Source organism: Fretibacterium fastidiosum, assembly GCF_964642095.1.
Taxonomy (GTDB): domain Bacteria; phylum Synergistota; class Synergistia; order Synergistales; family Aminobacteriaceae; genus Fretibacterium; species Fretibacterium fastidiosum.
On record NZ_OZ209244.1, the window covers coordinates 106,747 to 130,738 of the forward strand.

The window sequence follows — 23,992 nt, forward strand, 5'->3', positions numbered from 1 at the left end:
AGACCTTTCGAAAGCCCCGGGTTACGGGTTGCCCTCAACACATCTTCTCCTGGATAACCCTCAATGGCGTCAATCTCTCGTCGCTCCAGTCAAAAGCCCCCGCCTTGGCCGCCTCTCCAATTTTCATTCCGACATATTTATCCGAAACCGCAAGGCAGGTATGCAGCCGTGTCTTGAACCTGTGGACAAAATCTCTGCCGCGTTCTGTTTTCAGTTGATCCAGAAAACGATCGACGACCTCCAAAAGCTTCGGTGGGGCCGGCTCTTTCAGAATAAAGGCACAGAGGTCTTCCAGGGTTCCTGCCATCGGAGCTTCATCACAACCGGGGAAGAGGAGGAACCCGATGTGGATGCCATTGTTCTCCTCATCCTTCACCCACCGATGTGGCCCGTCTGGAGCCGAGAACCCATTGTTCTCCAAGGCCGTTCTGATCTGCCGGACAGCCGAGCTTGCATCCCTTTCCGCATCCCGGACGATCAACAGGGTTTTGATCTCGTCGAAACCGGGGGTAACCTTCAAGACCTTGAGTTGCTCAAGCAGGTCGCTGTTTCCTCCAAAATCCATAACCTGGATGTCCTCTGAAAATCCGGGCGTTGCCGACAAGTGCGTGGAGTTCAGATAGGCAATCAGAAAAAACAGCTCATCCCTTCCCTCGCATAAAATGAGGTATCTCTTCTCTATCCTGGTATTTTTTCCCCTTGTCTCCGAGAGACCCCGAGCCGCGCCCATCGCCATTAGCGGACCTCCATCTCCATGGCGGTGTTCAACAGATCCCCGGAATACCTGCGGGCGACGATGTCTTTATCGTCCCCGCCACGGTCAATCCTGAAGTAGCAAAAATCGTCCCGTGCCGCATCCCCTGCGGCCACGGCGCCTCGAATGCACTCATAGCTGTGCGTGGTCGCAATGACCTGGCAGCGGTTCTCCCGCGCGGTTTTCATGACCGCCTTCCACAGGCTGTCGTACACGGAGTAATGAAACCCCGTCTCGATCTCGTCGATGAGGAGAACCGCATTCGGGGCAGGATTGCTCATGATCGTCAAAAGAATGGAAAGCAGACGGTTGACGCCGTCGCCGGCCATTTTGAGGGGCAGCAACCGCCCCCTCATTTTTGCGTAGAGCTGGGGCTGCCCACCAATGACCAACGTGGTGATGTCCGAAATGGAGCCGTCAATGACCTTCAGAGCCGAAATCACCTGCTCCTTCCTGCCTTCAAACTCCAGCTTGCCCAGGGCAGTGACGTCGCTGTCGTTGTTGAGCCTCGCGGCTGGGATATAATTCGTAACAGGCAACTGGGCCAACGGCTGAGCTGTCGCCGGGTTATTGCCTGCGCTCGCATCTCTCCATATCCCTGAGGGGCTCAACATAAAGTGGCCGCCATCGGAAAAATCGCCGTAGACGAAATCAAATTTCAGAGTATAAGTTCGCCTGGCAGATGAAATAAACTGGTTCATCAGCTCCTGCGGAATGTTGCTGGGATTGACCGGAATAAAAGCGTTATCCCTGGAATAGAGAAGTTGCAGTCGAGTGCCATCACGTGCCATTTCAATCTTGATCTCGATCTCGCGCTCCGGATCGTGGAACAGCGGCGTCCACAGGATGTCCGGTTCCGGAATCACGGAAGAACCGCGAAGGCTGTTGAGCATCAAAAAGGAATTCGTATCGCGATAATCCAATGCCAGAAAGATGCCCTCGAGGATCGAACTCTTGCCAACGTTATTCTTGCCCGATATCAGAGTGATAGGGCTCAGATCAGAAAGTTGGAAGTCCTCGAACCCTCGAAAATTTTTAAAAGCTGCCGTTCTTATCATCGTCAAGGGCACCTCTCTCAGTTCGAAGCGTTTTCAAAAAAGCACTGATTGACCTCAGGGCTTCATCAGGGAAGCCTCATTGATTGAATCCGTGTTCCCTGGCCTTTCATTATTTCACATCGCCTGCGAGCGGCCAACGGCGAAAGGGCTGGGTTCGGACCCCTGAGGTTCTTCAAAAGTCCTCAGGAGGTAGGCCGCCCCCGCAGCGCCTGCTTGCGGGCCAGGAGCGCCGCGCCCAGGGCTCCGGCGAACTGCGAGTCCGGGCTGACCTGCACGGCGCACCCCAGCCGCTTCTCCAGCAGCCGCACCAGGCTGCGGCTCTGCGAGACTCCGCCGGTGAAGGCCACGGGCTCATGAAGCCCCACGCGCCGCAGCATCCCCTCCGCGCGGGAGGCCACGGCGTCCAGCAGCCCCAGGGACAGGGCCTGCTTGTCCACCCCACGATCTTGTCCGCGTCCGTCCCGTAGGCGTCCCCGAACTTCTCCACGACGTCGCGGCGCGTGGGGAACATGGCCGTGCCCGCTGCGCTCTGCAGCAGGTAGGGGACCGGGTGCTCCAGGTGGATCACGAGCGTCCGGTCGTCAGGGGCCTCCAGCCCCAACTCGGAGAGCGGCTTCTTGCCCAGCAGGACATCACTCGCGTTCTTGATGCACCGGACCTTCCCGGAGATGAGGGACGCGGGCCACGTTGAAGGAATCCGGTTCCTCGTCGATGGGAATGCGGAGCACCTGCGGCTTCCCGGCCCAGGCCGCGACGGCAAACGTCAGTGACAATCCCAAGCAAAATACAAAGAGCTTCGTCTTTTTATTGCGCTTGTCATGATTTTTTCCTCCCCGCTGCACGCCTACGTCTGCTCCGCCTCCAAAAGCGTCAGGATATTTTCCAGCGTCCGCGCATAGACGGCATTGTCCCTTCTCCGAGGGTGGGGCAGGTCCAAGGGCTCCTCCAAGATAATCCGCCCCGGTCGAGCGGACATGACGACGATTCGGTCGGCCAAAAAGACAGCTTCATCCACACTGTGCGTCACAAACAAGATCGTCTTGCGGTGCGCCTGCCATATCTTCAAAAGTTCCTTCTGCAAGATGATCCGCGTGTGGGAGTCAAGGGCGCCGAATGGTTCGTCCATCAGCAGGATCTCCGGGTCGTTCATCAAAGCCCGGGCAATCGCTACGCGCTGCCGCATCCCCCCGGAGAGCTCGTGGGGGAAGGCCCGTTCAAAGCCGCTCAGCTTGACGAGCTCAATGTAGTGCGCCGCCACCGCTTTTCGCTCTTCAGTCGGGCGTCCCAACAGCTCCGGCCCCATCCAGACGTTCTCCTCCACACTACGCCAAGGCATCAACGAATACTCCTGAAAGACCATGCCCCGCTCTCGCCCGGGGCCCTTGATCTCCACCCCTTTCATCAGTGCCCTGCCCCCGGAAGGGAGCTCCAAACCGGCTAATATCCGCAGCAGTGTAGACTTTCCGCACCCAGAGGGCCCTACGATGCAGACGAACTCGTTTTCTTTCACCGAGAGGTTGACATCCGAGAGGGCGACGACATCCCTGCCCTGGTCCGATGTGAAGTGTTTGGCCAAACCCTCGATCCTGAGAAGGTCGCTTTCTTTTATCATAGCATCACCTGTAGAGACTTTGCCACTGAAAAGCTCTGCGCTCGATCAGAATAAAGAGCGAGTCGATCAAAATCCCCATGACGCCAATGGCGATCATCCCCGCGATGACGACATCCGTCTGCGCCACCGTGTAGGCGTGCGTGATGAGGTATCCGACCCCGGAGATGCTGCCGGGCATCATCTCGGCGGAGACCAAGCACATCCACGCAACCCCGAGCCCCACCCTCAGCCCCGTGAAGACCTGCGGGGCGGCATAGGGGAGGATGACGTACCGAACGACCTGCCACGGCGACGCCCCCAGAACCCGGACCGCATCAATCAGCGTCACTCGAACGCTCTGGACGCCCCCGATGGTGTTCACCAAGATAGGGAAGAAAGCCCCGATGAAGATGATGAACAGCATGGATATCTTGATGTTGCTGAAGAAAGGGTACCACGCCCCCTCTTCAATGCCCAGGATCGTCGCCATACTGGCGACGCCAAACCAGGCCAGCACGAGAGGTATCCAGGACAATGGGGGGATGGGGCGAAAGAGCCCCGCCATCAGCCCCAACATCCGGTTCAGCCAATTCCAGTATCCCATCGCAAGCCCCAGCGGAACAGCGACGAACACGGCCAGGAGGTACCCCCCGAACACCCGGACGAAGCTGACGGTCACGTTGCCGACCAGAGACCCCATGTTCAGCAGGTCCTTCGTAGGGTGGAGCAGGATCGCCAACACATCTTCAATCTTGGGCAATACGACGGCGTTATCGATCCTCAGGGACGCATAGTGCCAGAATAGCAGGAAAAGCGCCGGGGCGACTAAAGACAGCGCACCCCGGCTCAGGCAATGCTTCATCGTCTACTTCGCGTTTTGCTTCTCCGCGTAGCGGAAGTCGAAGACCAGTTCCTTGCTTTCCTCGAGGGTCTTGCCCTTCAGAAGGTTCTTGAACTGCCCCATCTTGTTCAGCATCTCCGGGTACAGAGAGGCATTGCGGAACCATTTCGCGTCAGGATTTGTCGAGTACGTCATCTCGGACATGCGCGTCGCTTCAACGGGGACGCCAAACCAGACTGCCGAGAGCTCGTCAGCCTCGTCTTTATGGGCGTTACACCAGGCGCTCGACTTCGTCAGGAGCTCCAGGTAAGCGTCCAAGATGTCCGGGTGCTGCTCAATGACGTTCACGTGAGCGGCGGTCACGCAGCAGGGAAAGTGGTCCCACTTACCCGCAGGGGGGAGAGTCTTGAGATCCAGGATCATCTTGCCCTGCTTCTTCAGCACAGCCACCTGCGGGATAGGTGCAGGAGCAACCCAGAAGTCGACCTGTCCCGAGGTCAACGCGGGGTTAAAGTTGGCGACCCCCTTCAGGTCGACCAGGAGGACGTCGGCCTCCTGCTTCGTCGCGTTCGCGTCCCCGGTCAAGCGCAGGCCGGCCTCAAAGAGTGCGGCCTCGACAAGGACCTTCGGAGCACTGGTTGGAGAGTGGTAGCCCAGCTTGACGGGCGCCTTGGCTTCCTTGATGAACGCCAGAAGGGAATCCCAGTCGTTGACGGGGGAATCCAGGCGCCCCACCATCGCGATACCGTCCGCCTGGATAGGAGCCAGCACCTTGATCGGCGTGCCATTGTCGATCGCCGACAGCATGGCGGGGAACGAGTTTGTCGTCAGGTCCAGATGGTTCTGGGCGAAGAGCGATGCGGCCTCGGAACCGCTCTTCGTCACGATGACCTCGAATCGGGCCATCTTTTTGTCTCCCCGGTAGAGGTCGTACTTCTCCTTCTCGACGACCGGCTTGAACCAGACACCGAAGTCTTTGAAGGCCTCTCCCTTCTGCAGCGCGATGGTGAAACCCTGTTGGTGCGTCGTCATGGTGTAGGCCATGCGGATCACAGGGACCTTCTCCGCCTCCGCCGCGAACGCGGGCAGGGCAAAGGCCCAGGACAACGCCAGTACCGCAACAAATTTCTTCATTACCCAACACTCCTTCTTAATTATTTTTTTCGGCAAAGCCTCAGGTTAACGCCGTAAAATGCTTCGCAAAATGCCAGACGATCAACGGCGATTGGATTCCCGCCCCCGCAGCGCCTGCTTGCGGGCCAGGAGCGCCGCGCCCAGGGCTCCGGCGAACTGCGAGTCCGGGCTGACCTGCACGGCGCACCCCAGCCGCCTCTCCAGCAGCCGCACCAGGCTGCGGCTCTGCGAGACTCCGCCGGTGAAGGCCACGGGCTCATGAAGCCCCACGCGCCGCAGCATCCCCTCCGCGCGGGAGGCCACGGCGTCCAGCAGCCCCAGGGACAGGGCCTGCTTGTCCACCCCACGGGCCAGGAGCCCCACCACCTCCGTCTCCGCGAACACCGTGCACATGCTGGAGACGGCGTGGGGCTCCAGGTCGTCCGGCAGGCTGCTGAAGTCCGCGAGCGTGCAGCCCAGCATGACGGCCATGTTCTGCAGGAAGCGCCCCGTCCCCGCAGCACACTTGTCGTTCATCAGGAAGTTGACCACGTTCCCGTCCCGGTCCAGGGCGATGACCTTGCTGTCCTGCCCTCCGATGTCCAGGATCGTCCGCACGCTGCGGCCGCCCTCCCCGTCCCGGAAGAGCCGGCCCGCGCCCACGGCGTGACAGGATATCTCCGTAACGCGCGCGTCGGCCTCCACCGCATTTCGTCCGTAGCCGGTCGCCACCGTGCGGACCACGTCGTCCCGCGTCAGGCCGTTCCGCGCCAGAAGCTGCGCGCAGGCCTCGTTCCCCGTCTCGCCGGGGGCCCAGCCCGTGGGGACGACAAGGCGGTCGATCCACTCCGCTCCAAGCACCAGAGCCGCCTTGACCCCCACCGAGCCGATGTCCACCCCGACCGTCCAGAGCGGCGCGTCCGCGCCGTCCGCCACCGTGCCCACGCCCCTACCCCATCATCTCGACGAAGGCGCCCATGCGCGTGGACAGTTGCTCCACGTCGCCCTGATAGTAGTCCGTCTCCACGGTGATGCAGGGGATGCCCATGCTCTCCATGCGCTCATGCACTTGGAAGGACTCCACGTTGTACGTGTGACACGCCTGAAGGATGAGGTCCACCATCCCGTCGGCCGCGTAGTCGCCGGCCAGGCTCTCCAACAGGTCCAGGCGCTTGGTGTTTGGCGTCATGCAGGAACAGGGGATGCCCAGGTACTTCCGGGCCAGCGCCTCGTAGGGCGGCAGCGACTCGTCCACCAGCTCGTAGGCGGGCTTGATGCCCCCGCAGTTCTCGAACGCCACGATCACGCCGCCGTTCTCCTCGATGGCGTTGAACACCTTCTCCACGCTCTTGCCGGTGGGACAGCCCGTGACGATGATTCGCCGCCGGTCCGGCGGCACGCGGCGCTCGCCCGCCTCGTAGTTCTCCCGGACCTTGCGCGTCAGGTCCCGAATCTGGTCCAGCATCTCGGGGTCGCTGAAGCTGATCTTGAAGTACTCGTTCACCATGTGGACCTCGCGGCCCGACAGGGGCGCCGGATTCAGCTCGGAGAGCGCGTAGAGGTCCATCATGACGCGGCGCTCCTCGTTGCGCCAGGCGATCTCGCGCCTCAGCGCCTCCTCCGTGATCATGACGTCCATGAGCTCCTCAAGCCTGCGGGCCAGGCACTCGATCTCCGCCCGCCACTGCCCCACGGCCTCCTCGGAGACGGTCTGGGGCAGCTGCATGACGTGCGTGGGCCGGAGACGGTCCATCAGCTCGTACATCTTCTTCTTGCCGTCGCAGGTCGTCTCCCCCACCACCAGGTCACAGAAGTGGAAGTAGGGGCAGGTGTCGGTCAGGGCGAAGCCGTAGCTGGCCTTGATCAAAGGGCAGAGGTTTCGCGGCAGGCGCTCCTCCGCCGCGGCGATGGGCTTCTCGCTCGTCGCGCACAGGGTGGCCGGAATGGCCCCCGCCGCGCGGATCACCTCGTAGGGCGTGTAGGCGCAGTAGCAGCCCACCACCTTCCGGCCCGCCTCCACGGCCTCCTTGATCCGCACCGGCCCGCTGGGAAGGGCCTCCCTCATTTTCTGTAAGATGGCATCGATATCGTGCACGTTGAACCCCCCTCAGGTTACTCAGCTTCCGACGCCGCCCCCGCGCCGGCGCGCGGTGAGGGCGTAGAAGGACACGGAACACACCAACACGAGGCCGTGCACGAAGCGCGTCCAGAAGCCGGACCACCCCGCGCTGACGACCCCTGCCTCGATCATGCCGATCACCGCGGCCCCTGCCGTCGTCCCCCAGACGCTGCCGCTGCCGCCGTACACGGAAGTCCCCCCGATGAACACGGAGGCGAAGACCAGCAGGAGGTAGCCCTCGCCCTGGGTGGGCCACCAGTTGGCCAGCTCCATGCACGCCAGAATCCCAGAGAACGCGGCTGTCAGCCCCAGCAGGACGAACACCGCGACGCGGGCCCGCGCCACCGGAAGCCCCATCATCCGCGCGACCTCCCGGTCGTCGCCGATGAAGCGCAGGGCGTCCCCCCAGGCGGTGCGGTGCAGGATCGCCGCCGTGACGACGGCCAGCCCCAGAGCCCACAAAAACTGCGCGGGGACCAGCCCGCCGACGCGCCCGACGAACAGGGCGGCAAACGGCAGCCGACGGACAAAGGGCAGGGCGACCGCAAGCCCTCCGGAGAGCAGCATCACGCAGCCCCGCCAGAGAAAATCGAACCCGATCGTCACGACGATCGAGGGGACCCCCGTCCGGACCACGACCAGCCCGTTGATCAGGCCGATGCCCGCCCCTGCGGCAAGCCCCGCCGCAAGGCCCGCCGCCGCGGACCCCGTGGCCTTCGCCACGACCGCGAACAGGAAGCTGGACATCGCCATGTTCGAGGCGAAGGACAGGTCCATCTCCCCGGCCACGACCACCAGGGTCATCCCCATCGCGACGATCGCCACGAAGGGGATGGTCGTCATGAACGAGAGGTAGATGTAGCGGGAGAGGAACGTCGCGGGCGCGGTCAGGACGAAGAAGCCCCAGAGCAGCAGGAGCACCGTGGTGATGGGGAGCTGAGGCCCAAGGGCCGAGCGCAGCGGGGAGACTGCGTTCATAGCGCGACCTCCCTCAGGCGCGCCATCAGCTCCGGCAGCGTCAGCTCTCCGCGCGTCCACTCCCCCGCGTTGCGCCCGTGGGACAGGACGACGAAACGATCCGCCACCGCCCAGACGTGATCGATGCTGTGGGTGATGAACACCACGGACTTCCCCCGTTCCCGCACCCCGCAGATAAACTCCAGCACCTTGTCCACCTCGCTCAGGGCCAGGGCCGTCGTCGGTTCGTCCAGAACGACGAGCTCGGCATCGAAGTACATGGCCCGTCCGATGGCCAGCCCCTGCCGCTCCCCACCCGACAGCACTCCGGCACGGGTGTCCGGGGTCAGGCGACCCCCTCCCAGACCCATGCGAGCCAGGAGTTCCGCGGTGACGCGGCGTTCCTCCGCCACGTCGATCAGCCCCCACGAACCTTTTATGTGCCGGCCCACGAAGACGTTGCGCCACAGGGACTGCTGCAGGCCTAGCGCCCTGTCCTGATAGACGGTCTCGATGCCCAGGCCCCGCGCGCGGGAGACGCAGGAGCGCGTCCAGTCGAGCTTCCGGCCCCGAAAGAGGAACGTCCCCGCATCCGCGCCGTAGAGGCCCGACAACACCTTGATCAGGGTGGACTTCCCCGCCCCGTTGTCGCCCAGGAGGCCCACGATCTCCGCGGCGTTCACACGGAAGTCCACGCCCCGCAGGGCCTCCACGCTCCCAAAGGACTTGCGGATGCCCCGCATCTCAACCAGCGCGGCGTCCGCCCCGTCTTTTCCGCCCTCCACGCTTCAGCGCACGCCCTTCTCCGCCAGGGGGGCGATCTGCTCAATGTTGTCCTTGTCCACGAACCCGCCCGCCGTGTCGATCACCAGCCCGCCGAATCCGCAGAGGCGCGACTGGACGAGGTTCACAACGGCCAGATAGCCGATGAGGTAGGGCTGCCCCTCGCCCACGAGGTCCAGGTAGCCGGAACGGATGGCTTCGGCCGTCGCGGGGGAGAGGCTGAAGCCGGCCACCGCCACGCGGTCGGGGTCCATCCCCGCGGACCGGAGGGCGTTCCCGGACTGCGCCGTCAACGCTCCGTGATCGATGACGACGAGCCTGCAATCCTCATGGGAGGACAGGTAGCCCGTCAGGACCGGACCGCCCAGCGTCGCGTCCTTGTTGATCTCAGGAGAGATCTCGATGTAGTCCGCCGTCAACCCCGCCTTCTCGAACACGTCCAGGATGGCCTGGGCGCGCCGGCCGCGTCCGGGCAGGCTCTTCAACCCCCAGACCATGACCCGGTCCCCCTTCTTGAGGTCGAACTGCGCAACGCAGCGCTCGGCCAGCATCCTGCCCTGATTGTAGTTGTCCGGGCCGATCATTCCGAACCCGCGGGACTGGTACTTTTGGTAGAGGCGGGGCAGCGGCGTGTCAACGCAGGTGACGAGAGCTCCCTGGGCATAGGCCTGATCGATCAGGGGTTCGTAGGCGTCGTCGCCGGGGACCCCGATGACGACCATCCCGTCCGGCTTCGAGGTCAGCCCCTGACGGAAGTTCTCCAGCATCTTCTCCGCGTTCCAGTCGGAGTAGACGAACACGATGTCAAGGTCCAGGTCCCGCGCCGCGGCCGCAGCGCCGTTCTGCAGCACGGTTCCGTAGGACTCGCCGGGGCCACCGCCCGTGTCGAACCAGACCTTGAAGCGTTTCGCCTCCTGGCTGGAGTCGACGCCGAAGGCCATGGACGGGAACAGGACGAGCGCAACCAACAACAGGGCAACTGTTTTTTTCATGAACACACAATCCTCCTCAGGACTCGAAGATAACGATACGACCGCGCGCCCCTCCGAAGCGGATCGGTCGCGCGACGCAGAACGCCTCCCCTGCCGACGGGCAGGGAGCGCTCGTGTCGTTTATGAAAATTAAAGACAAAGATGAAGGGAAGACCCCATCAGGGGGTCAACGAACGGTGCGGAGAGGGGCGGGAAAGCGGGGCCTGTCGAAATCGTCTTTACGACGCAGGACCGATCCACAGAGGACCGCACCGAACGATGCATCCCGTGCACCGCAGCTCAGCGCGTCAGGAAAAACCGAACATAGCGATCCCCCCTCCCGTCTTGACCAAGAGTGCGGGGCCGCGCCGCTCAGTCCAACTCCCCGGCCGGGGCCCCGCGTAAGTATGCGTCAAGGAGGACGGTAAAGTCAAGGGGGACAAAAACGTAATCCTCACTGTTCCGTCAGCGGACAGCGAGGCACCGAAGAGCGGCGGGGCGTCGGCACGGAGCCCCCAAAGTGGAATCGAAAATTCCCTTCGGCCCTTTCTTTTAAAATCCCCGAAAGTATGGTATAACGCTCACGGGACAGCGATCGACAGTCGCATAAACGGGAGGAATCGTCTTTGGATTACACCTATCTCTTGAGCCTTTGCGTCATTCTCTTGTCCACGAAGATATTCAGCCTCATCTCGCGCCGTGCCCAGCTGCCACAGGTGGTGGGCGCGCTGATGGCGGGGCTGATCTTCGGCCCCGCCGTGCTGGGGGAGCTCACGAACGCCCTCTTCGGCATCCGGTTCTGCCTCATGCCCTCGCCGCTCCTCTCCCGCCTGGCGGAGCTGGGGGTCATCGTCCTGATGTTCACCGCCGGCATGGGGACCAGCGTCAAGGACCTGAAGGCATCCGGCAAGGCAGGGTTCCTCGTGGCGCTCCTCGGCGTGCTGACGCCGCTCGGCATGGGGGTGCTGATGCTCTACGCCTTTGAGCCGGGCACGAACCTGGAGTCCGCCCTGTTCCTGGGCTCCGTCCTCACCGCCACCTCCGTCTCCATCACCGTGGAGGCCCTGAAGGAGATCGACATGCTGACCACGAAGGTGGGCAACACAATCCTGGCGGCGGCGCTCATCGACGACATCCTGGGCCTGGTCTGTCTCACGATCGTCAGCGGGATGGGAGGGGAGCGGGTGAGCCTGGCGCTCATCGGCGTGAGGCTCCTGGGCTTCTTCGCCTTCGTGGGCATCGCTGCCGTCGCCTACCATCGGGCCATGGTGTGGATGGACCACCGCAATGCGGAGAGGAACCTACGCCGCTACCCCGTGGCGGGCTTCGCCTTCTGCCTCTTCATGGCCTGGACCGCCGAGGTGGTGTTCGGCATCGCGGACATCACGGGGGCCTTCGCCGCGGGCATGATCATCGCCACGGCGCCCAAGGGACAGTACATCGCCAGCAAGTTCGACACGATGGGCTACCTCCTGCTGACGCCGGTCTTCTTCGCCAACATCGGCCTCGAAGTCTCCATCCCCAAAATGTCCGGCTGGCTCGTCTTCTTCACGCTGGTGCTGGTGCTGGTGGGGGTCGCCTCCAAGCTCATCGGCTGCGGGCTGGGCGCGAAGCTCTGCGGCTTCACCGACCGGCAGTGCGTCCAGACGGGGCTCGGCATGGTGTGCCGCGGCGAGGTCGCGCTGATCGTCGCCAACAAGGGCATCGCCATGCACGCCATCCACGAACAGTACCTTGGCCCGATCATCATCATGATCATCGCCTGCACCATCCTCTCCCCGGCCATGCTGAAGGCGGCCTTCAGGGGCGAGGTTTCCGCGGAGAAGGGGAGCCGCCTGATCGAAAACTACACCCTCGCCGAGAAGACCGAGAGGGTCCTGGGGCGCCTGTTCAACCGTCACCATCGAAGGCAGAGGCTGGAGGACGTCCGCTCGAACCGGCAGCGCGAGGATTGAATCGGGAATTTGGAACGACCTTCCGGCCGGCGGGCCGTCAGATATGACAGGGGGGGCCGGAGACGCCCCGTCAAGGCGTCTCCGGCCCCCGCTCCGCCGCGAAGTGTCCCCTGACGTCAGCGCAGGGACTCCGCGACGGAATGCGTCAGGACGCTGCCCTTCTGCGCCGTGCTCGTCACGGCGTCCATCATGACGCCGCGGACGCCGCGGCGCTCAATCTCCGCAACGCCCTCGATGGTCATGCCGCCGGGGGTGCAGACCGCGTCCCTCAGGTCGGAGGGAGCCCGGCCGGAGTTCGTCACCAGCCGCGCCGCGCCCAGCGCGGCGGCGGCGGCGCCCCGGTAGGCCAGGGCCTTCGGCAGCCCCGCCTGGATGCCCCCCAGGGCGGCCCCCTCCAGGAGCTCCAAAAAGAACGCGGGGCCGGAGCCGATCAGCGCGGTCAGGGCGTCCAGCTTGCCCTCCTCCGTAAACTCCGCGTCCCCCAGCAGGGAGAAGGCCGCGCGAAGCCACTCCACGTCCTCCGGCGCGCACCCCTCCGAGGCCACCACGCCGCTGAAGGCCGCGTTCATCGCCGCGCAGACGTTCGTCATGACGCGGGCCCAACGGGCCTCCGGGGCCGCCTCTTCCAGCATGGGCAGGGACACCGCCGCCGCCAGCGAGACGCAGAGCTTTCCCTTCAAGGCGCCACAGAGCTCCCGCACCGCCCCCAGGGTCAGGTGGGGCTTCAGGGCGAACATCACCACCTCCGCGCCGCGGGCCGCCTCGGCGTTGTCCGCGATCAATCGAACGCCGTCCTGCGCCACCTCCGGCCGACGGTCCGGGTGCGGGCACGAAGCCGTCACCCGGCACCCCGCCCTGGCCAGGCCGCGCGCCACGGCGCCCCCCAGGGCTCCCGCCCCGATCACGGCGATGCCCGTCCTCCCGACGTCCTTCTCCACGACTAATCCCCTCCCTGAGCCGAAGCGGACGCGCGGGTCCGGCTCCACTCGAACATCCCAAGCGCCGCGGCCACGCTGGCGTTGAGGGACCCCACGCCGCCCTGGATGGGGATGCGCAGCAGCTGGTCGCAGCTCTCGCCCACGAGGCGCGACAGCCCCTCCCCCTCGGCGCCGACGACGAGGGCCAGGCGCGCCGGCAGCTCGTCCTCCCACAGGCTGGCCCCCGCGCGCCCCTCAAGGCCCACGGTCCAGAATCCTGCGGCCTGAAGCTGCGCGAGCGTCCGGACGACGTTGACCACCGGGATCATCGGAAGGCGCAGGGAAGCGCCGGCGCTGGTCTTGACCACCGTCCCTCCCGGCAACGCGGAGCGGCGGCGCGAGTAGACCGCCGCCGCGGCTCCGGCGGCCTCGGCGGAGCGCACGATGGCCCCCAGGTTGTGGGGGTCCTCCACGTGGTCCAGCACCACGATCAGGGCCGGCGCCTCCGCGGGCAGGGCCTTCAAAAAGGGCTCCAGGTCCACGGGGACCGTCTCCGTCAGTCGGCAGGCCACCCCCTGATGGCGCTCTCCAGGGCAGAGCTTGTCCAGGGCCTCCGGTGCCACCAGCTGATACACGACGCGCCCGGCCCGGGCCAGGTCCACCAGCTCATCCAGGTAGGGCGGCCGGACGTTGTTGGCGATCAGGAGCCGCGTGCACCGCGAGGGCGTGTTCCGCACCAGGTCCAGCACGGGCTGGCGCCCCCAGCAGACGTCATCCGGTGGCAGGGGCCGCTCCGCGGACCTTCGGGGGGGCTCCCCTCGCGGGGCGCCGCCCCGCCGCGCCTCTGTGGGGCGTCCCGGCCCCCTCAGGTCGGGACGCCTGCGCCCCTCCCCGCCGCTTCGGCGCGGCCCGCCCTTTCCTCCGCTGAATCGTTCCGCCATGTGTCCTACGCTCCTTTGAGGGCCATTGCCCCCTCGATCTCCTGCGCGTACTCCCGCAGGAAACGCGCCGTGTACCCCTTTTTCCTCATCACCTGTTCGGGGGTGCCCTCCGCCACGATGCGGCCGCCGCCCTCCCCGCCCTCCGGCCCCAGGTCGATGATGTGGTCCGCCGACAGCAGGACGTCCAGGTTGTGCTCGATGACCACCACCGTGCTGCCGTTGTCGGCGATGCGGTGGAGGATCTCCATCAGCTTTCTCACGTCCGTGTAGAACAGGCCCGTCGTGGGCTCGTCCAGCAGGTAGAGCGTCCGGCTGCTGAACTTCTTCGACAGTTCCTTCGAGAGCTTCACCCGCTGAGCCTCGCCCCCCGACAGCGTCAGGGCCGACTGCCCAAGACGGATGTAGCCCAGGCCGGCGTCCTGAATCAGCCGCAGGCGGCCCGCGATGCGAGGGATGTCCCCGAAGAACTCCGCGGCGTCGTCCACCGTCATGGCCAGGACGTCCGCGATGGACCGGTCCTTGAAGCGCACCTCCAGCGTTTCGTGATTGTAGCGCGTCCCGCCGCACACCTCGCAGTCCACGTAGATGTCCGGCAGAAAGAGCATGGATATCTTCATGGACCCTGCGCCGCCACAGGCCTCGCAGCGACCGCCCTTCACGTTGAAGCTGAAACGCCCCGCGTTGTAGCCGCGTATCTTCGCTCCGGGCAGCCCCGCGTAGAACTCCCGGATCAGGGAGAAGACCCCCGTGTAGGTGGCGGGGTTCGACCGCGGCGTGCGCCCGATGGGGCTCTGATCCACCAACACGACGTTGTCGAACGCCTCCGCCCCCTCGATGGCCCGAAAGCGGCCCGGACGCTCACGAAAGTCGCGGTCCAACCTGCGCCGGAGGCCGCGGTAGAGCACGTCGTAGAGGAAGCTGCTCTTGCCGGAGCCCGACACGCCGCAGAGACAGGTGAACGCGCCCAGGGGAATCTTGACGTCGATGTTCTTCAGGTTGTGGTGCGCGGCACCCCGTACCGTGAGCCAGCCCTGAGGCCTCCGCCGCTCGCCCCGCCGCACGATGCCCGAAGCCTCGCCCCGAAGGTAGGGCCCCGTGAGTCCGTTTGAGGCCACCACCGTCTCGTAGGACCCGTTCTGCAGCACCTCCCCGCCCAGCTCCCCCGCCGCCGGCCCCATCTCGATGAGCGCGTCCGCCGCCTTCATCGTCTCGCGGTCGTGCTCCACCACCACCACGGTGTTGCCGAGGTCCCGAATGGAGTCCAGGGAGCGCACCAGCCGCTCCGTGTCGCGGGAGTGCAGACCGATGGTGGGCTCGTCCAACACGTAGAGCACGCCGCTGAGGTTGGAGCCTATCTGCGTCGCCAGACGGATGCGCTGGCTCTCGCCGCCAGACAGCGTGTCCGCCCGGCGAAGGAGGGTCAGGTAGCCCACGCCCACGTCCACCAAAAAGTCGAGCCGCCGGCGTATCTCGCTCAGCACCTGCTCCACGATGCTGGTCTCCGTCCGCCCCAGGTCTAGTCGGCGCATCCTCAGGGCCAGCTCGTCGATGGGCATGACCATCAGGTCCCCGATGCCGTAGCCCCCCACCTTCACGTTCAGGGCCTCCGGGCGCAGGCGCAGGCCTCCGCAGGTCCGGCAGACGTCCTCCTCCCGATAGGCCGCCAGTTCCTCCAGGGTCTTCTCGGACTCCGTGTCCCTCAACATGGTCTCAAGCCAGTTGACGACGCCCTCGTAGCGCCCCATGTAGGGCCGCGCGACGCCCCCCTCGTCGAACACCATGGGGACCCGCTCCGCACCGCTGCCGTTCCAGATGAAGCTCCGGACCGCCTCGGGCAGGTCCCCGTACTTCGGCGCCAGATCCCAGCCGTACTTCTCTGCAAAGAGCCGGATCTTCTTAACGTAGTAGGGCTTCGTCTTCCATGGGATGATGGCCCCCTCCAGCACGGACCGGTCCGGGTCGATGACCAGGTCCTCGGAGAAGTGCTCGTGGCTGCCCAGGCCGCTGCAGTCGGGGCAGGCGCCGAAGGGGCTGTTGAAGGAGAAGAGGCGCGGCTCGATCTCCGGCATGGCGATGCCGCACTCCGCGCAGGCGTACTTCTCCGTCATCATGTACTCCTTCTCCCCCTCGACGGCGATGAGCACGTACCCGTCCGACTGCCTCATGGCCGCCTCGACGGACTCCGCGATGCGGCTGCGGCGGTCCTCCGCCACGCGCAGACGGTCGATGACCACCTCGATGCTGTGGCGCTTCCGCTTGTCCAGGTCGATCTCGTCCTCGAGGTACAGGGTGGACCCGTCCACGCGCACGCGGGAGTAGCCTTTCTCGCGGACCTGGGTCAGGAGGTTCCTGAACTCGCCCTTCTTGCCGCGCACCAGCGGCGCGAGGATTTCGATGCGCCGCCCCGCGTCGTTCTTCAGGATGTGCCCCACGATCTCGTCGATGGAGCGGCGCTCCACGGGCCTCCCGCACTTCGGGCAGTAGGGGACGCCGATGCGGCCGTAGAGCAGGCGGAAGTAGTCGTAGATCTCCGTCACGGTGCCCACGGTGGAGCGCGGGTTGTGCCCCGTCCCCTTCTGCTCGATGGATATGGCCGGGGAGAGCCCCGTGATCTCGTCCACGTCCGGCTTCTTCTGAACGCCCAGGAACTGGCGCGCGTAGGCGGACAGGGACTCCACGTAGCGCCGCTGGCCCTCGGCGTAGAGCGTGTCAAAGGCCAGCGAGGACTTGCCGGAGCCGGACGGCCCCGTGATCACCACCAGGCTGCCGCGGGGAATGTCCACGCTCACGTTCTTCAGGTTGTGCTCCCGCGCGCCCCTGATGTGAATGCAATCGGTCAAAAGATGTTTTCTCCTTCGTTCGCTACCGCTGGCGCTTCCCCGGCGCGCCGGGGAGCGGCTGAATGCGATATAATCTTCAATGGGTTTCAACCCCTCGGCGGGGCGCCCCCTCACGTTCACCGCGTATTCTATCATGAAGCGCGGCGCGGGATGAGGGGTCAACGGCGCCTCATCCCGAAATCGAAAGAGGTGAGGACATGACGTCAGGACGCGCTCTCCGCGTCGGCTCGCCGGCCGGGAGGCTCCTCCTCGCGGTCCTCCTGGCACTGACGCCGCTCCTCCGGCCCATGGCGGCCGGCGCAGCGGAGGACTGGACGCCCCCCACGGACGTCGTTCAGGCCCAGGACGAGATCAGCAGGGACATCGCGCAGCGTCAGGCCGCCGTAGAGGCGGAGCTGGGCGACGGAAAGCTCACGAGCATCGACATCGCGGCGCGCATGAGGCAGCTTGACAGGCTCATTGCGACGGCCTCCGAGGACGCGGCGGGCTGGGGCTTCAGCGCGGAGCAGCGCGAGCAGTACGCGCGCCTCCTCTCCGACCTGAGCCTGGACTGGTCCGCCTACAATTCCATGCTCCAGAGCCAGCCGCCCCGCGCCACGGACGCTTCGGGGCTCCCCGCGTCGCAGGACCTCCCCGCCGTCGCCGACATCGACTTCAGCGACGACCTCCTAATGCGGATCCAGAAAGCGGCCAACGAATTGGACGTGCAGATGTTCTACCTGCAGTCCAAGCTTGGCGTGCTCAAGCTGAGCCAGTCGGACATCGAGAGCCTGAAGGGCGGCGCGGGGGCGGACGACGGCTCCCCGACACCGCCGAAGCTTCAGGAGCTGAAGCTGGAGCTGGCCCGCGTGAGGATGGCGGCCTCATGGGCCCAGGTCCTGGCCGCGAAGCGGAGCTGCGACGCGAACGTCGCGCTCATCCGGAGCATGAGGGCGCAACTGGCCTCCGTCAAGGGGCGGCTCACCTTCCCGGAGGCCCTGCTCAACGCCCGCGTCGCCAGCCTGGACCGGGAGATCGACGAGACGGCGGTGCAGCTCGAGAATGGCCGGGCCATGCTGCTGAGCGCGGCCTCCGACCTGACGAAGGCCTACGCCGCCATGAAGTCGGCCGACGTTTTTCCCCTCACCGCCGCCTCCTCGCGCTACCTGGAGCGCAAGACCAACACGAACAAGCTGGAGTACTCCGCCACCTTCCTGGAGGACAAGGTCCGCTGCCTCCGCGAGGCGCAGGACCTGTGGCGCAAGCGCTACAAGCTCTTTCACGACCAGGTCTCCGGCCAGGATATCTGGCAGTACCGCAGCGACGCGAGGAGCAGGATGGCCGAGCTGGAACGCCAGCTCGAGGCCATCCAATTAATGAAGAGCGAGCTTCAGCGCAGCATCGCCACGATGACCGAGCAGGCGGAGGGGACCGACGGGCGGACCCGGCAGAACCTCGGCCAGGCCCTCCAGAACGCGAAGGACACCGTCGCCAACGTCCTGAACCTCTACTCCTCCCTGATCCCGAACCAGATCTTCCTGCTGCAGACGTTCTACGACGAGGCCAGCGAAAAGCTCAACGCCGTGCGCATCGCGGAGAAGGTCGGCAGCTTCGGCAAGGCCACGGTCATGGACTTCCTGAACACGAAGCTGTGGGAGGGCGAGGGCTACGCGGTCACCGTCATCAAGCTGGTCACCGCCCTTCTGGTGTTCATCTCGAGCTTCTTTCTGAGCTCCTGGGGGAGCCGCTGGATCCAGCGCTGGATCCTCTACGGCCTTCCCTCACAGACCACGGCGGCCGGTGCCGCGCAGCGGATCGTCTTCTACGTCCTGTGGTTCGCCTTCGTCCTCATCGCCCTCCAGATCGTCAACATCCCCCTGACGGCCTTCGCGTTCCTGGGCGGCGCGATAGCGGTGGCCATTGGATTTGGAGCCCAAAACCTCTTCAATAACCTCATCAGCGGCTTCATCCTCATCTTCAGTCGGCCCTTCAAGGTGGGAGACATCATCGAGGTTGACGGCACCAATGGGATCGTCGAGGACATCGGCTCCCGCTCCACGTGCATCCGCACCTGGGAGAGCTTCGACGTCATCGTGCCCAACCGCTATCTGCTGGAGAACCGCGTCACGAACTGGACGGGCAGCGACGTGAAGAAGCGCGAGGTGCTGAAGGTCCAGGTGGCTTACGGCACGGACACGCGCCGTGTGGAGGAGCTCCTGACGAAGGTCATCCGGGACCACAGCAAGGCGTTGAAGGACCCATCTCCCTTCGTGCTGTTCCGGAACTTCGGAGAGAGCAGCCTGGAGTTCGAGATGTACTACTGGGTGGACCTGACGGCGGCCTCCACGATGAAGGTGGCGAGCGACATGCGGCATCACATCGCCTCCCTGTTCCGACAGGAGGGCATCGAGATCCCCTTTCCCCGCACGGACGTATACCTCGTCCCCCCCATCGAAGGATCGGAGGCACAGGGCACGCTCGACCCGTAACGCACGAAGGGGGCGACCGTCTCTGGCCGCCCCCTTCATATTCACCGATTCACCGCATCTCTGCCGCGCCCGGCAGCGCCCTACAGCCCCAGCAGCACCGCCGCTGCGATGCCTGCGGCCTGCATCAGGAGCCCAATCCCGAACAGCGGGAGGAAGAACTTATACCACTTGTTTAGGGGGATGTGGGCGATCGCGCAGATGATGGGGATGTCCGCCGTGGGCCACATGACGTTGGAGAGGCCATCGCCGAACTGGAACGCCAGCACGGCCACCTGACGGCTGATGCCCAAGAGGTCCGCCAGCGGCGCCATGATGGGCATGGTGACGACCGCCTGCCCGCTGCCTGAGGGGATGAAGAAGTTGATGAGGTTCTGCACCACCAGCATCCCCTCGGCCGCCAGCCACTTGGGCAGGACGGAGAGCGGGAGGGAGCAGTAGTAGGCCACCGTGTCGATGATGTGCCCCTTCTGCAGGATCACCAGCATCGTGCGCCCGAAGGCGATGAGGAGGCACCCGGCGGCGATGTCGCAGAAGCCGTCCGCAAAGGCCTTCGCCGTGCCGTTGACCCCCAGGCCGCCCACCACCCCTCCCAGGATGCCCATGAGCACGAAGAGCGCGCCCAGCTCGTTGAAGTACCAGCCCTGAGCGATGACGCCCCACATCAGGACGCCCACGGCCCCCAGGCAGATGAGGCACACCAGCTTGTGCCGCAGGCTGAACTTCATGGAGACGAGCTCGTCGTGGTCCATGTGGAGCTCTCCCATGTCCACGCCGTGGAGGAGGCTCTGCGTCGGGTCCGCCTTGACGCGAGCCGCGTAGCGCGCGACGTAGAGCGCCGACACCGCGAAGAACGACAGGCTGAGGACCAGCCGAAAGGGCCAGCCGGAGAGCAGGGGGAGCTCCGCGCACTTCTGGGCAAGGATCACCGTGAAGGGGTTCATGATGGCCGCGGAATAGCCCATCCCGACCCCAACGGCCACCGTGGCCGCGCCGACCATGCCGTCGTAGCCCATGGCGATGGCCATGCCCACGAACAGCGGCAGGAAGCCGAAGCTCTCCTCGAACATGCCGAAGATCGACGCGCAGAACCCGAAGACGAACAGAAAGAAGGGCATGATGTAGCGGCGCTGGCTCTCCCCGAAGACCCGGAGCATGGCCCCCACCGCCGCGTGCAGCGCCTTCGTCCTCAGCACCACGTACCAGGACGTGTAGGCGAAGAACACGAAACCCACCACGTCCGCCCCCTCGATGAACCCCTCCATGTACGCGGTGAAGAGCCCGAAGAAGGACACGGGCGTCTGCTCCACCGCCTTAAAGGTGCCGGGCACGACGACGTTCCGCCCCACCGCCTCGTTGAGCACGCGGTCGAACTCTCCGGCGGGAAGCAGCCAGGTGCCGATGACGGCCAGCACGGCGAGGAAGAAGAGGATCGCGTAGGTGTGGGGCGCCGTGATCCTCTCAAGAAAGGACGGTCCCCGCCCGCCCCGCTCCAGCTCCAGCCTCTCATCCATCATAAAATCTCCCTTCATGTAGATATTGTAGAATGGCCCGGCCTGCCGGACCCCTGCCTCAGCTCACGCTCGACAGCACGCGCCTGAGGTACCGGTGCGTCCTCCGAACGGACGGGACGCTCACCCGCTCGGAGGGCGAATGAAAGCCCCAGGCGTCCGGCCCGATGGCCACGGCGTCGAGGTCCGGCCTCCGCTGAAGCAGACACCCCACCTCGATCCCCGCGTGGGCCGTCAGGACCCGCGGCGCAGCGCCGAAGAGCGCCTCATAGGCGCCGACGCACAGCTCCCGCAGGGGCGACCGGGGACGGAACTCCCACCCCGGATAGAGGTCGTCGCACCGGCAGCTCCCGCCCAGCAGGCCCGCCAGGCGCTCCATCCGCTGATAGAGGTACGTCCTCAGGCTGTCCCGCGCCGAGCGCAGCTCAAGGGTCAGGCGCAGCTCCCGGCCGTCGAAGCGGACCTCCCCCAGGTTGTCCGACGTGTCCACCAGCCCCTCCAGCATCTCGTTCATCTGAAAGATCCCGTCCGGCGTCAGGACCAGGGCGGAGATCACGGGCCCCGGCTCCGCGGCAGCCGCCGGGGCCTCCGGCTCCCGCTCCAGCGTCACGCGCACCTCGTCCCCCGATACGGCCAGCTCTCGGCTCAGGTCCTCCGCTAGTGCGGCCAGGTCCTCCCTGAGCGCGGGCTCCTCCGCGGGGTCCAGGCAGACGACGGCCTCCGCATCCCTGGGGATGGCCAGGCGAAAGCTGCCACCACGGATGGAGGCGAGGCGCGCCCCTCGACGCTCCGCAACCATCAGAAGGCGCGCCAGCAGGACGTTGGCGTTCCCGTGCCCGCGGTGGATGTCCTCGCCAGAGTGGCCGCCGCGCAGCCCGGACACGGCCAGGCGACAGGCTGCAAACCCCGCCGGCAGGGGCTCTGCCGTCACGGGAAGGCAGATGTCCGCCCTCATGCCGCCGCAGCTGCCGCACAGCAGGGAATCGCCCTCCGCGTGGTCCAGGTTGATGAGGAAGTGCGAGCGTATCTTCCCCGCGTCGAAGTTCAGCGCGCCGCTGAAGTCCGTCTCCTCCGCGACGGTGAAGAGCGCCTCAAGGGCCGGGTGCTCCAGCGAGTCGTCCTGGAGCAGCTCCATCGCCATGGCCACGCCGACGCCGTCGTCCGCCCCCAGCGTGGTGCAGCCTCCCGTGGAGAGCAAATCCCTCTCCAGAACCCATCGAATGGGGTCCCGCGCAAAGTCGTGCTCGACGCCCGGCGCCTTCTCGCACACCATGTCGAGATGCGCCTGAAGCAGGACGCCCGGCGCCGCCTCCCGGCCCGGCGCGGCGGCCTTGCGGACGAGGACGTTGTTCACCGCGTCCCGCTCCGCCTCAAGCCCAAGCTCCCGCGCCCAGGCCAGCACGTGGTTGCTGAGCGCCCTCTCGTTTCCGCTGCCGTGCGGAATCTGGCAGATATCGTAAAAGTGCCGGAACACCGGCTCACGCCTCAGCGCGTCCAACGTCATCATCAACAACCCTTCCTCGTAGCTCCTATTTATTAATGCACTATGCTAAATAACAATAGCGATACTTTATAACCGAACAAGCCTTTTGTCAAGGCGTCCGGCGTTCCGTACAAAAGCGAATACGGGAAAGCCGGAACGCCCGGCCCTCCCGTATTCGCAATACGGTTGACAGTTCTCAACAACTTCGCCCCTGTTGCCTAACGCGCACCTCAGAGCCTCCGCTCCGGCGAAGTCCTCCCTAGGTGGAATGAAAGTACTCCTCCTTCAGCATCGAATAGATGATCTGGTCCAGGTAGCCCCGATCGGACTTGTAGTTCTGCCGCAGCACGCCGTCCCTGTGAAGTCTCAGGCTTTCATAAAGTTTTATGCCCACCGCGTTGTCGGGGTAGACGTCCAGCCAGAAGCGGTTGAACTTCAGCGTCTCGAAGGCGTACTTCATCAGGGCCTCCATGGACTCCCTTCCGTATCCCCTTCCCTTTTGGGCGATGACGATCCTCCGAAGCTCGAAGCGCTCGGACATGAAGTCGAGACGGGCCAGGGCGTAACCGACCGTCTCAACGCCGTCCTTCCTCCGGATGACCAGCAGCCGGTGTCCGGGGTCGGCGATCTCCGCCAGGTGCTCTTCGTAGGTGCCGACCCAGATGAACCTCCGGTTCTCCTCGTCGTTCTCCTGCGCAACGATCCAGCCGATGTCCGACTCCGCGGCCTCGACGATCGCAAGGCGCTCCGTCTCCAGCATCGCGCCGACCTCCTCCTCACGTCCTCACGTCCGCAGGGCGCATTCCCCCGCGCAGGCCATGCCACTGTGCGAGGATCATCCCCGAAAACATCAACACACAACCCACGTAGCCCCGCAGCCCCAGGTTCTCGCCCAGGACGACCGCTCCTCCCAGGGTCGCGAAGACCGTCTCCACGCTCAGGATCAGGGCCGCATGGGCGGGAATGACGTCCTTCTGGGCCACCACCTGGAGCGTGTAGGCGATCCCCACGGAGACCACCCCGCAGTAGAGGATCGGGAGCAGGGCGTCCCCCACGTGTGCAAAGCCGCCCGGCTCCAGGGACAGGGCCGTCCCGACGCTGAACAGCGCACAGAACGCGAACTGCCAGAACGAGAACTCCAGGGGGTCCGTCCTCTTCACGTAGGCGTCGATGCACAGGATGTGCAGGGCCCAGAACACCGCGCCCGCGATCTCGAAGACATCGCCCCGCGAGACGGAAAGGTCCTCCCGCACGCTCAGGAGGTAGAGGCCCACGAGGGCCAATATCCCGGCGCACCAGGTCGTCAACGGAACCCTGTGGTGCATGAAGAGCCCCAACAGGGGCACAAAGAGGATGTAGAGCCCCGTCAGAAAGGCGGCCTGCCCGGCCGTCGTCTCCGCGATTCCCGCCTGCTGGAGCCACGCCCCCAGGAACATGACGCCTCCGTTCAGAAGCCCGCCCTGGACCGAGAGCCTGCGGGACGCAGCCCTCGCGCGCCTCCTCGCCGGATCGTGCCATCCGAAGATGACGATCAAAGGGAGCAGCGACGCGCTTCCCAGGGCAAAACGGCAGGCGTTGAAGGAAAAGGGGGGCAGGGCCCTGGAGCCGAACTGCTGTGCAATGAACCCAAAGCCCCAAATGGCTGAGGTGACGAGGAGCAGGAGGTTGCCCCTCAGCGCCCTGGAATCCATGG

21 protein-coding genes are annotated in these 23,992 nt (G+C 65.1%); 2 read left to right on the forward strand and 19 right to left on the reverse strand.

Going from position 1 to position 23,992, the window contains the following annotated elements; genetic code table 11:
* Positions 1–34: 34 nt before the first annotated feature.
* From ACK28C_RS00480 to ACK28C_RS00535, 12 genes are all read right to left on the reverse strand, one after another.
* The gene (locus ACK28C_RS00480; RefSeq protein WP_409152303.1) at positions 35–736 is read right to left on the reverse strand and encodes a DUF3226 domain-containing protein; all 702 of its coding nucleotides are present in this window, start codon (positions 734–736) and stop codon (positions 35–37) included.
* On the reverse strand, positions 736–1,812 hold the full coding sequence (locus ACK28C_RS00485) for an AAA family ATPase (RefSeq protein ID WP_409152625.1): 1,077 nt from the start codon (positions 1,810–1,812) through the stop codon (positions 736–738). The genes ACK28C_RS00480 and ACK28C_RS00485 overlap by 1 nt, the downstream gene beginning before the upstream one ends.
* Positions 1,813–1,994: 182 nt before the next feature.
* Positions 1,995–2,249 (reverse strand): BadF/BadG/BcrA/BcrD ATPase family protein, encoded by a 255-nt coding sequence (locus ACK28C_RS00490; protein ID WP_409152304.1) that lies wholly within the window; start codon positions 2,247–2,249, stop codon positions 1,995–1,997.
* Positions 2,250–2,444: 195 nt separating this feature from the next.
* The gene (locus ACK28C_RS00495) at positions 2,445–2,585 is read right to left on the reverse strand and encodes a hypothetical protein (protein ID WP_409152305.1); all 141 of its coding nucleotides are present in this window, start codon (positions 2,583–2,585) and stop codon (positions 2,445–2,447) included.
* A gap of 71 nt (positions 2,586–2,656) precedes the next feature.
* Positions 2,657–3,424: an ABC transporter ATP-binding protein gene (locus tag ACK28C_RS00500; protein ID WP_015555996.1), complete on the reverse strand. Its 768-nt coding sequence runs from the start codon at positions 3,422–3,424 to the stop codon at positions 2,657–2,659.
* A gap of 4 nt (positions 3,425–3,428) precedes the next feature.
* Complete coding sequence (locus tag ACK28C_RS00505; protein WP_243440560.1) at positions 3,429–4,163, reverse strand: ABC transporter permease; 735 nt, start codon at positions 4,161–4,163, stop codon at positions 3,429–3,431.
* Between the two features lie 105 nt (positions 4,164–4,268).
* Positions 4,269–5,378, reverse strand: a complete 1,110-nt coding sequence (locus ACK28C_RS00510; RefSeq protein WP_015555994.1) for an ABC transporter substrate-binding protein — start codon at positions 5,376–5,378, stop codon at positions 4,269–4,271.
* 81 nt (positions 5,379–5,459) lie between these two features.
* Positions 5,460–6,302 (reverse strand): acyl-CoA dehydratase activase, encoded by an 843-nt coding sequence (locus tag ACK28C_RS00515; RefSeq protein WP_409152306.1) that lies wholly within the window; start codon positions 6,300–6,302, stop codon positions 5,460–5,462.
* 4 nt (positions 6,303–6,306) lie between these two features.
* Positions 6,307–7,452 (reverse strand): double-cubane-cluster-containing anaerobic reductase, encoded by a 1,146-nt coding sequence (locus tag ACK28C_RS00520; RefSeq protein WP_409152307.1) that lies wholly within the window; start codon positions 7,450–7,452, stop codon positions 6,307–6,309.
* Between the two features lie 21 nt (positions 7,453–7,473).
* Complete coding sequence (locus ACK28C_RS00525; RefSeq protein ID WP_409152308.1) at positions 7,474–8,454, reverse strand: ABC transporter permease; 981 nt, start codon at positions 8,452–8,454, stop codon at positions 7,474–7,476.
* Positions 8,451–9,218: an ATP-binding cassette domain-containing protein gene (locus ACK28C_RS00530; protein WP_243440558.1), complete on the reverse strand. Its 768-nt coding sequence runs from the start codon at positions 9,216–9,218 to the stop codon at positions 8,451–8,453. The genes ACK28C_RS00525 and ACK28C_RS00530 overlap by 4 nt, the downstream gene beginning before the upstream one ends.
* Positions 9,219–9,221: 3 nt before the next feature.
* Complete coding sequence (locus ACK28C_RS00535; RefSeq protein ID WP_015555993.1) at positions 9,222–10,208, reverse strand: substrate-binding domain-containing protein; 987 nt, start codon at positions 10,206–10,208, stop codon at positions 9,222–9,224.
* A gap of 605 nt (positions 10,209–10,813) precedes the next feature.
* Here ACK28C_RS00535 and ACK28C_RS00540 point away from each other — a divergent pair.
* Complete coding sequence (locus tag ACK28C_RS00540; protein ID WP_208872573.1) at positions 10,814–12,142, forward strand: cation:proton antiporter; 1,329 nt, start codon at positions 10,814–10,816, stop codon at positions 12,140–12,142.
* A gap of 116 nt (positions 12,143–12,258) precedes the next feature.
* Here the strand turns inward: ACK28C_RS00540 and ACK28C_RS00545 are convergent, their stop codons facing one another.
* From ACK28C_RS00545 to uvrA, 3 genes are read right to left on the reverse strand one after another with little or no spacing between them, the layout of a single operon-like run.
* The gene (locus tag ACK28C_RS00545) at positions 12,259–13,080 is read right to left on the reverse strand and encodes a pyrroline-5-carboxylate reductase family protein (RefSeq protein WP_409152309.1); all 822 of its coding nucleotides are present in this window, start codon (positions 13,078–13,080) and stop codon (positions 12,259–12,261) included.
* A 2-nt stretch (positions 13,081–13,082) separates the two neighbouring features.
* The gene (gene rlmB / locus ACK28C_RS00550) at positions 13,083–14,000 is read right to left on the reverse strand and encodes a 23S rRNA (guanosine(2251)-2'-O)-methyltransferase RlmB (protein WP_409152310.1); all 918 of its coding nucleotides are present in this window, start codon (positions 13,998–14,000) and stop codon (positions 13,083–13,085) included.
* 5 nt (positions 14,001–14,005) lie between these two features.
* Positions 14,006–16,840, reverse strand: coding sequence for an excinuclease ABC subunit UvrA (gene uvrA / locus ACK28C_RS00555; protein ID WP_409152311.1), 2,835 nt, complete (start codon positions 16,838–16,840; stop codon positions 14,006–14,008).
* Positions 16,841–17,037: 197 nt separating this feature from the next.
* Here uvrA and ACK28C_RS00560 point away from each other — a divergent pair, with 197 nt between their 5' ends.
* The gene (locus tag ACK28C_RS00560; RefSeq protein WP_015555992.1) at positions 17,038–19,308 is read left to right on the forward strand and encodes a mechanosensitive ion channel family protein; all 2,271 of its coding nucleotides are present in this window, start codon (positions 17,038–17,040) and stop codon (positions 19,306–19,308) included.
* 80 nt (positions 19,309–19,388) lie between these two features.
* Here ACK28C_RS00560 and ACK28C_RS00565 read toward each other — a convergent pair whose 3' ends face one another.
* The 4 genes from ACK28C_RS00565 to ACK28C_RS00580 all read right to left on the reverse strand — a co-directional run bounded on the left by ACK28C_RS00565 (position 19,389) and on the right by ACK28C_RS00580 (position 23,990).
* Positions 19,389–20,822: a YfcC family protein gene (locus ACK28C_RS00565; protein ID WP_015555991.1), complete on the reverse strand. Its 1,434-nt coding sequence runs from the start codon at positions 20,820–20,822 to the stop codon at positions 19,389–19,391.
* A 55-nt stretch (positions 20,823–20,877) separates the two neighbouring features.
* The gene (gene pepD, locus ACK28C_RS00570) at positions 20,878–22,323 is read right to left on the reverse strand and encodes a beta-Ala-His dipeptidase (protein ID WP_015555990.1); all 1,446 of its coding nucleotides are present in this window, start codon (positions 22,321–22,323) and stop codon (positions 20,878–20,880) included.
* A gap of 235 nt (positions 22,324–22,558) precedes the next feature.
* Positions 22,559–23,059 (reverse strand): GNAT family N-acetyltransferase, encoded by a 501-nt coding sequence (locus ACK28C_RS00575; RefSeq protein WP_015555989.1) that lies wholly within the window; start codon positions 23,057–23,059, stop codon positions 22,559–22,561.
* Positions 23,060–23,075: 16 nt separating this feature from the next.
* The gene (locus tag ACK28C_RS00580; protein ID WP_015555988.1) at positions 23,076–23,990 is read right to left on the reverse strand and encodes a DMT family transporter; all 915 of its coding nucleotides are present in this window, start codon (positions 23,988–23,990) and stop codon (positions 23,076–23,078) included.
* Positions 23,991–23,992: the final 2 nt, after the last annotated feature.

What these genes read in the sequence shown, in the direction of transcription:
- ACK28C_RS00480 (WP_409152303.1), bottom strand. Translation starts at nt 736, where the DNA reads ATGGCGATGGGCGCGGCTCGGGGTCTCTCGGAGACAAGGGGAAAAAAT.
- ACK28C_RS00485 (WP_409152625.1), bottom strand. Translation starts at nt 1,812, where the DNA reads ATGATAAGAACGGCAGCTTTTAAAAATTTTCGAGGGTTCGAGGACTTC.
- ACK28C_RS00500 (WP_015555996.1), bottom strand. Translation starts at nt 3,424, where the DNA reads ATGATAAAAGAAAGCGACCTTCTCAGGATCGAGGGTTTGGCCAAACAC.
- ACK28C_RS00510 (WP_015555994.1), bottom strand. Translation starts at nt 5,378, where the DNA reads ATGAAGAAATTTGTTGCGGTACTGGCGTTGTCCTGGGCCTTTGCCCTG.
- ACK28C_RS00525 (WP_409152308.1), bottom strand. Translation starts at nt 8,454, where the DNA reads ATGAACGCAGTCTCCCCGCTGCGCTCGGCCCTTGGGCCTCAGCTCCCC.
- ACK28C_RS00535 (WP_015555993.1), bottom strand. Translation starts at nt 10,208, where the DNA reads ATGAAAAAAACAGTTGCCCTGTTGTTGGTTGCGCTCGTCCTGTTCCCG.
- rlmB (WP_409152310.1), bottom strand. Translation starts at nt 14,000, where the DNA reads ATGGCGGAACGATTCAGCGGAGGAAAGGGCGGGCCGCGCCGAAGCGGC.
- ACK28C_RS00560 (WP_015555992.1), top strand. Translation starts at nt 17,038, where the DNA reads ATGACGTCAGGACGCGCTCTCCGCGTCGGCTCGCCGGCCGGGAGGCTC.
- ACK28C_RS00565 (WP_015555991.1), bottom strand. Translation starts at nt 20,822, where the DNA reads ATGATGGATGAGAGGCTGGAGCTGGAGCGGGGCGGGCGGGGACCGTCC.
- pepD (WP_015555990.1), bottom strand. Translation starts at nt 22,323, where the DNA reads ATGATGACGTTGGACGCGCTGAGGCGTGAGCCGGTGTTCCGGCACTTT.
- ACK28C_RS00575 (WP_015555989.1), bottom strand. Translation starts at nt 23,059, where the DNA reads ATGCTGGAGACGGAGCGCCTTGCGATCGTCGAGGCCGCGGAGTCGGAC.
- ACK28C_RS00580 (WP_015555988.1), bottom strand. Translation starts at nt 23,990, where the DNA reads ATGGATTCCAGGGCGCTGAGGGGCAACCTCCTGCTCCTCGTCACCTCA.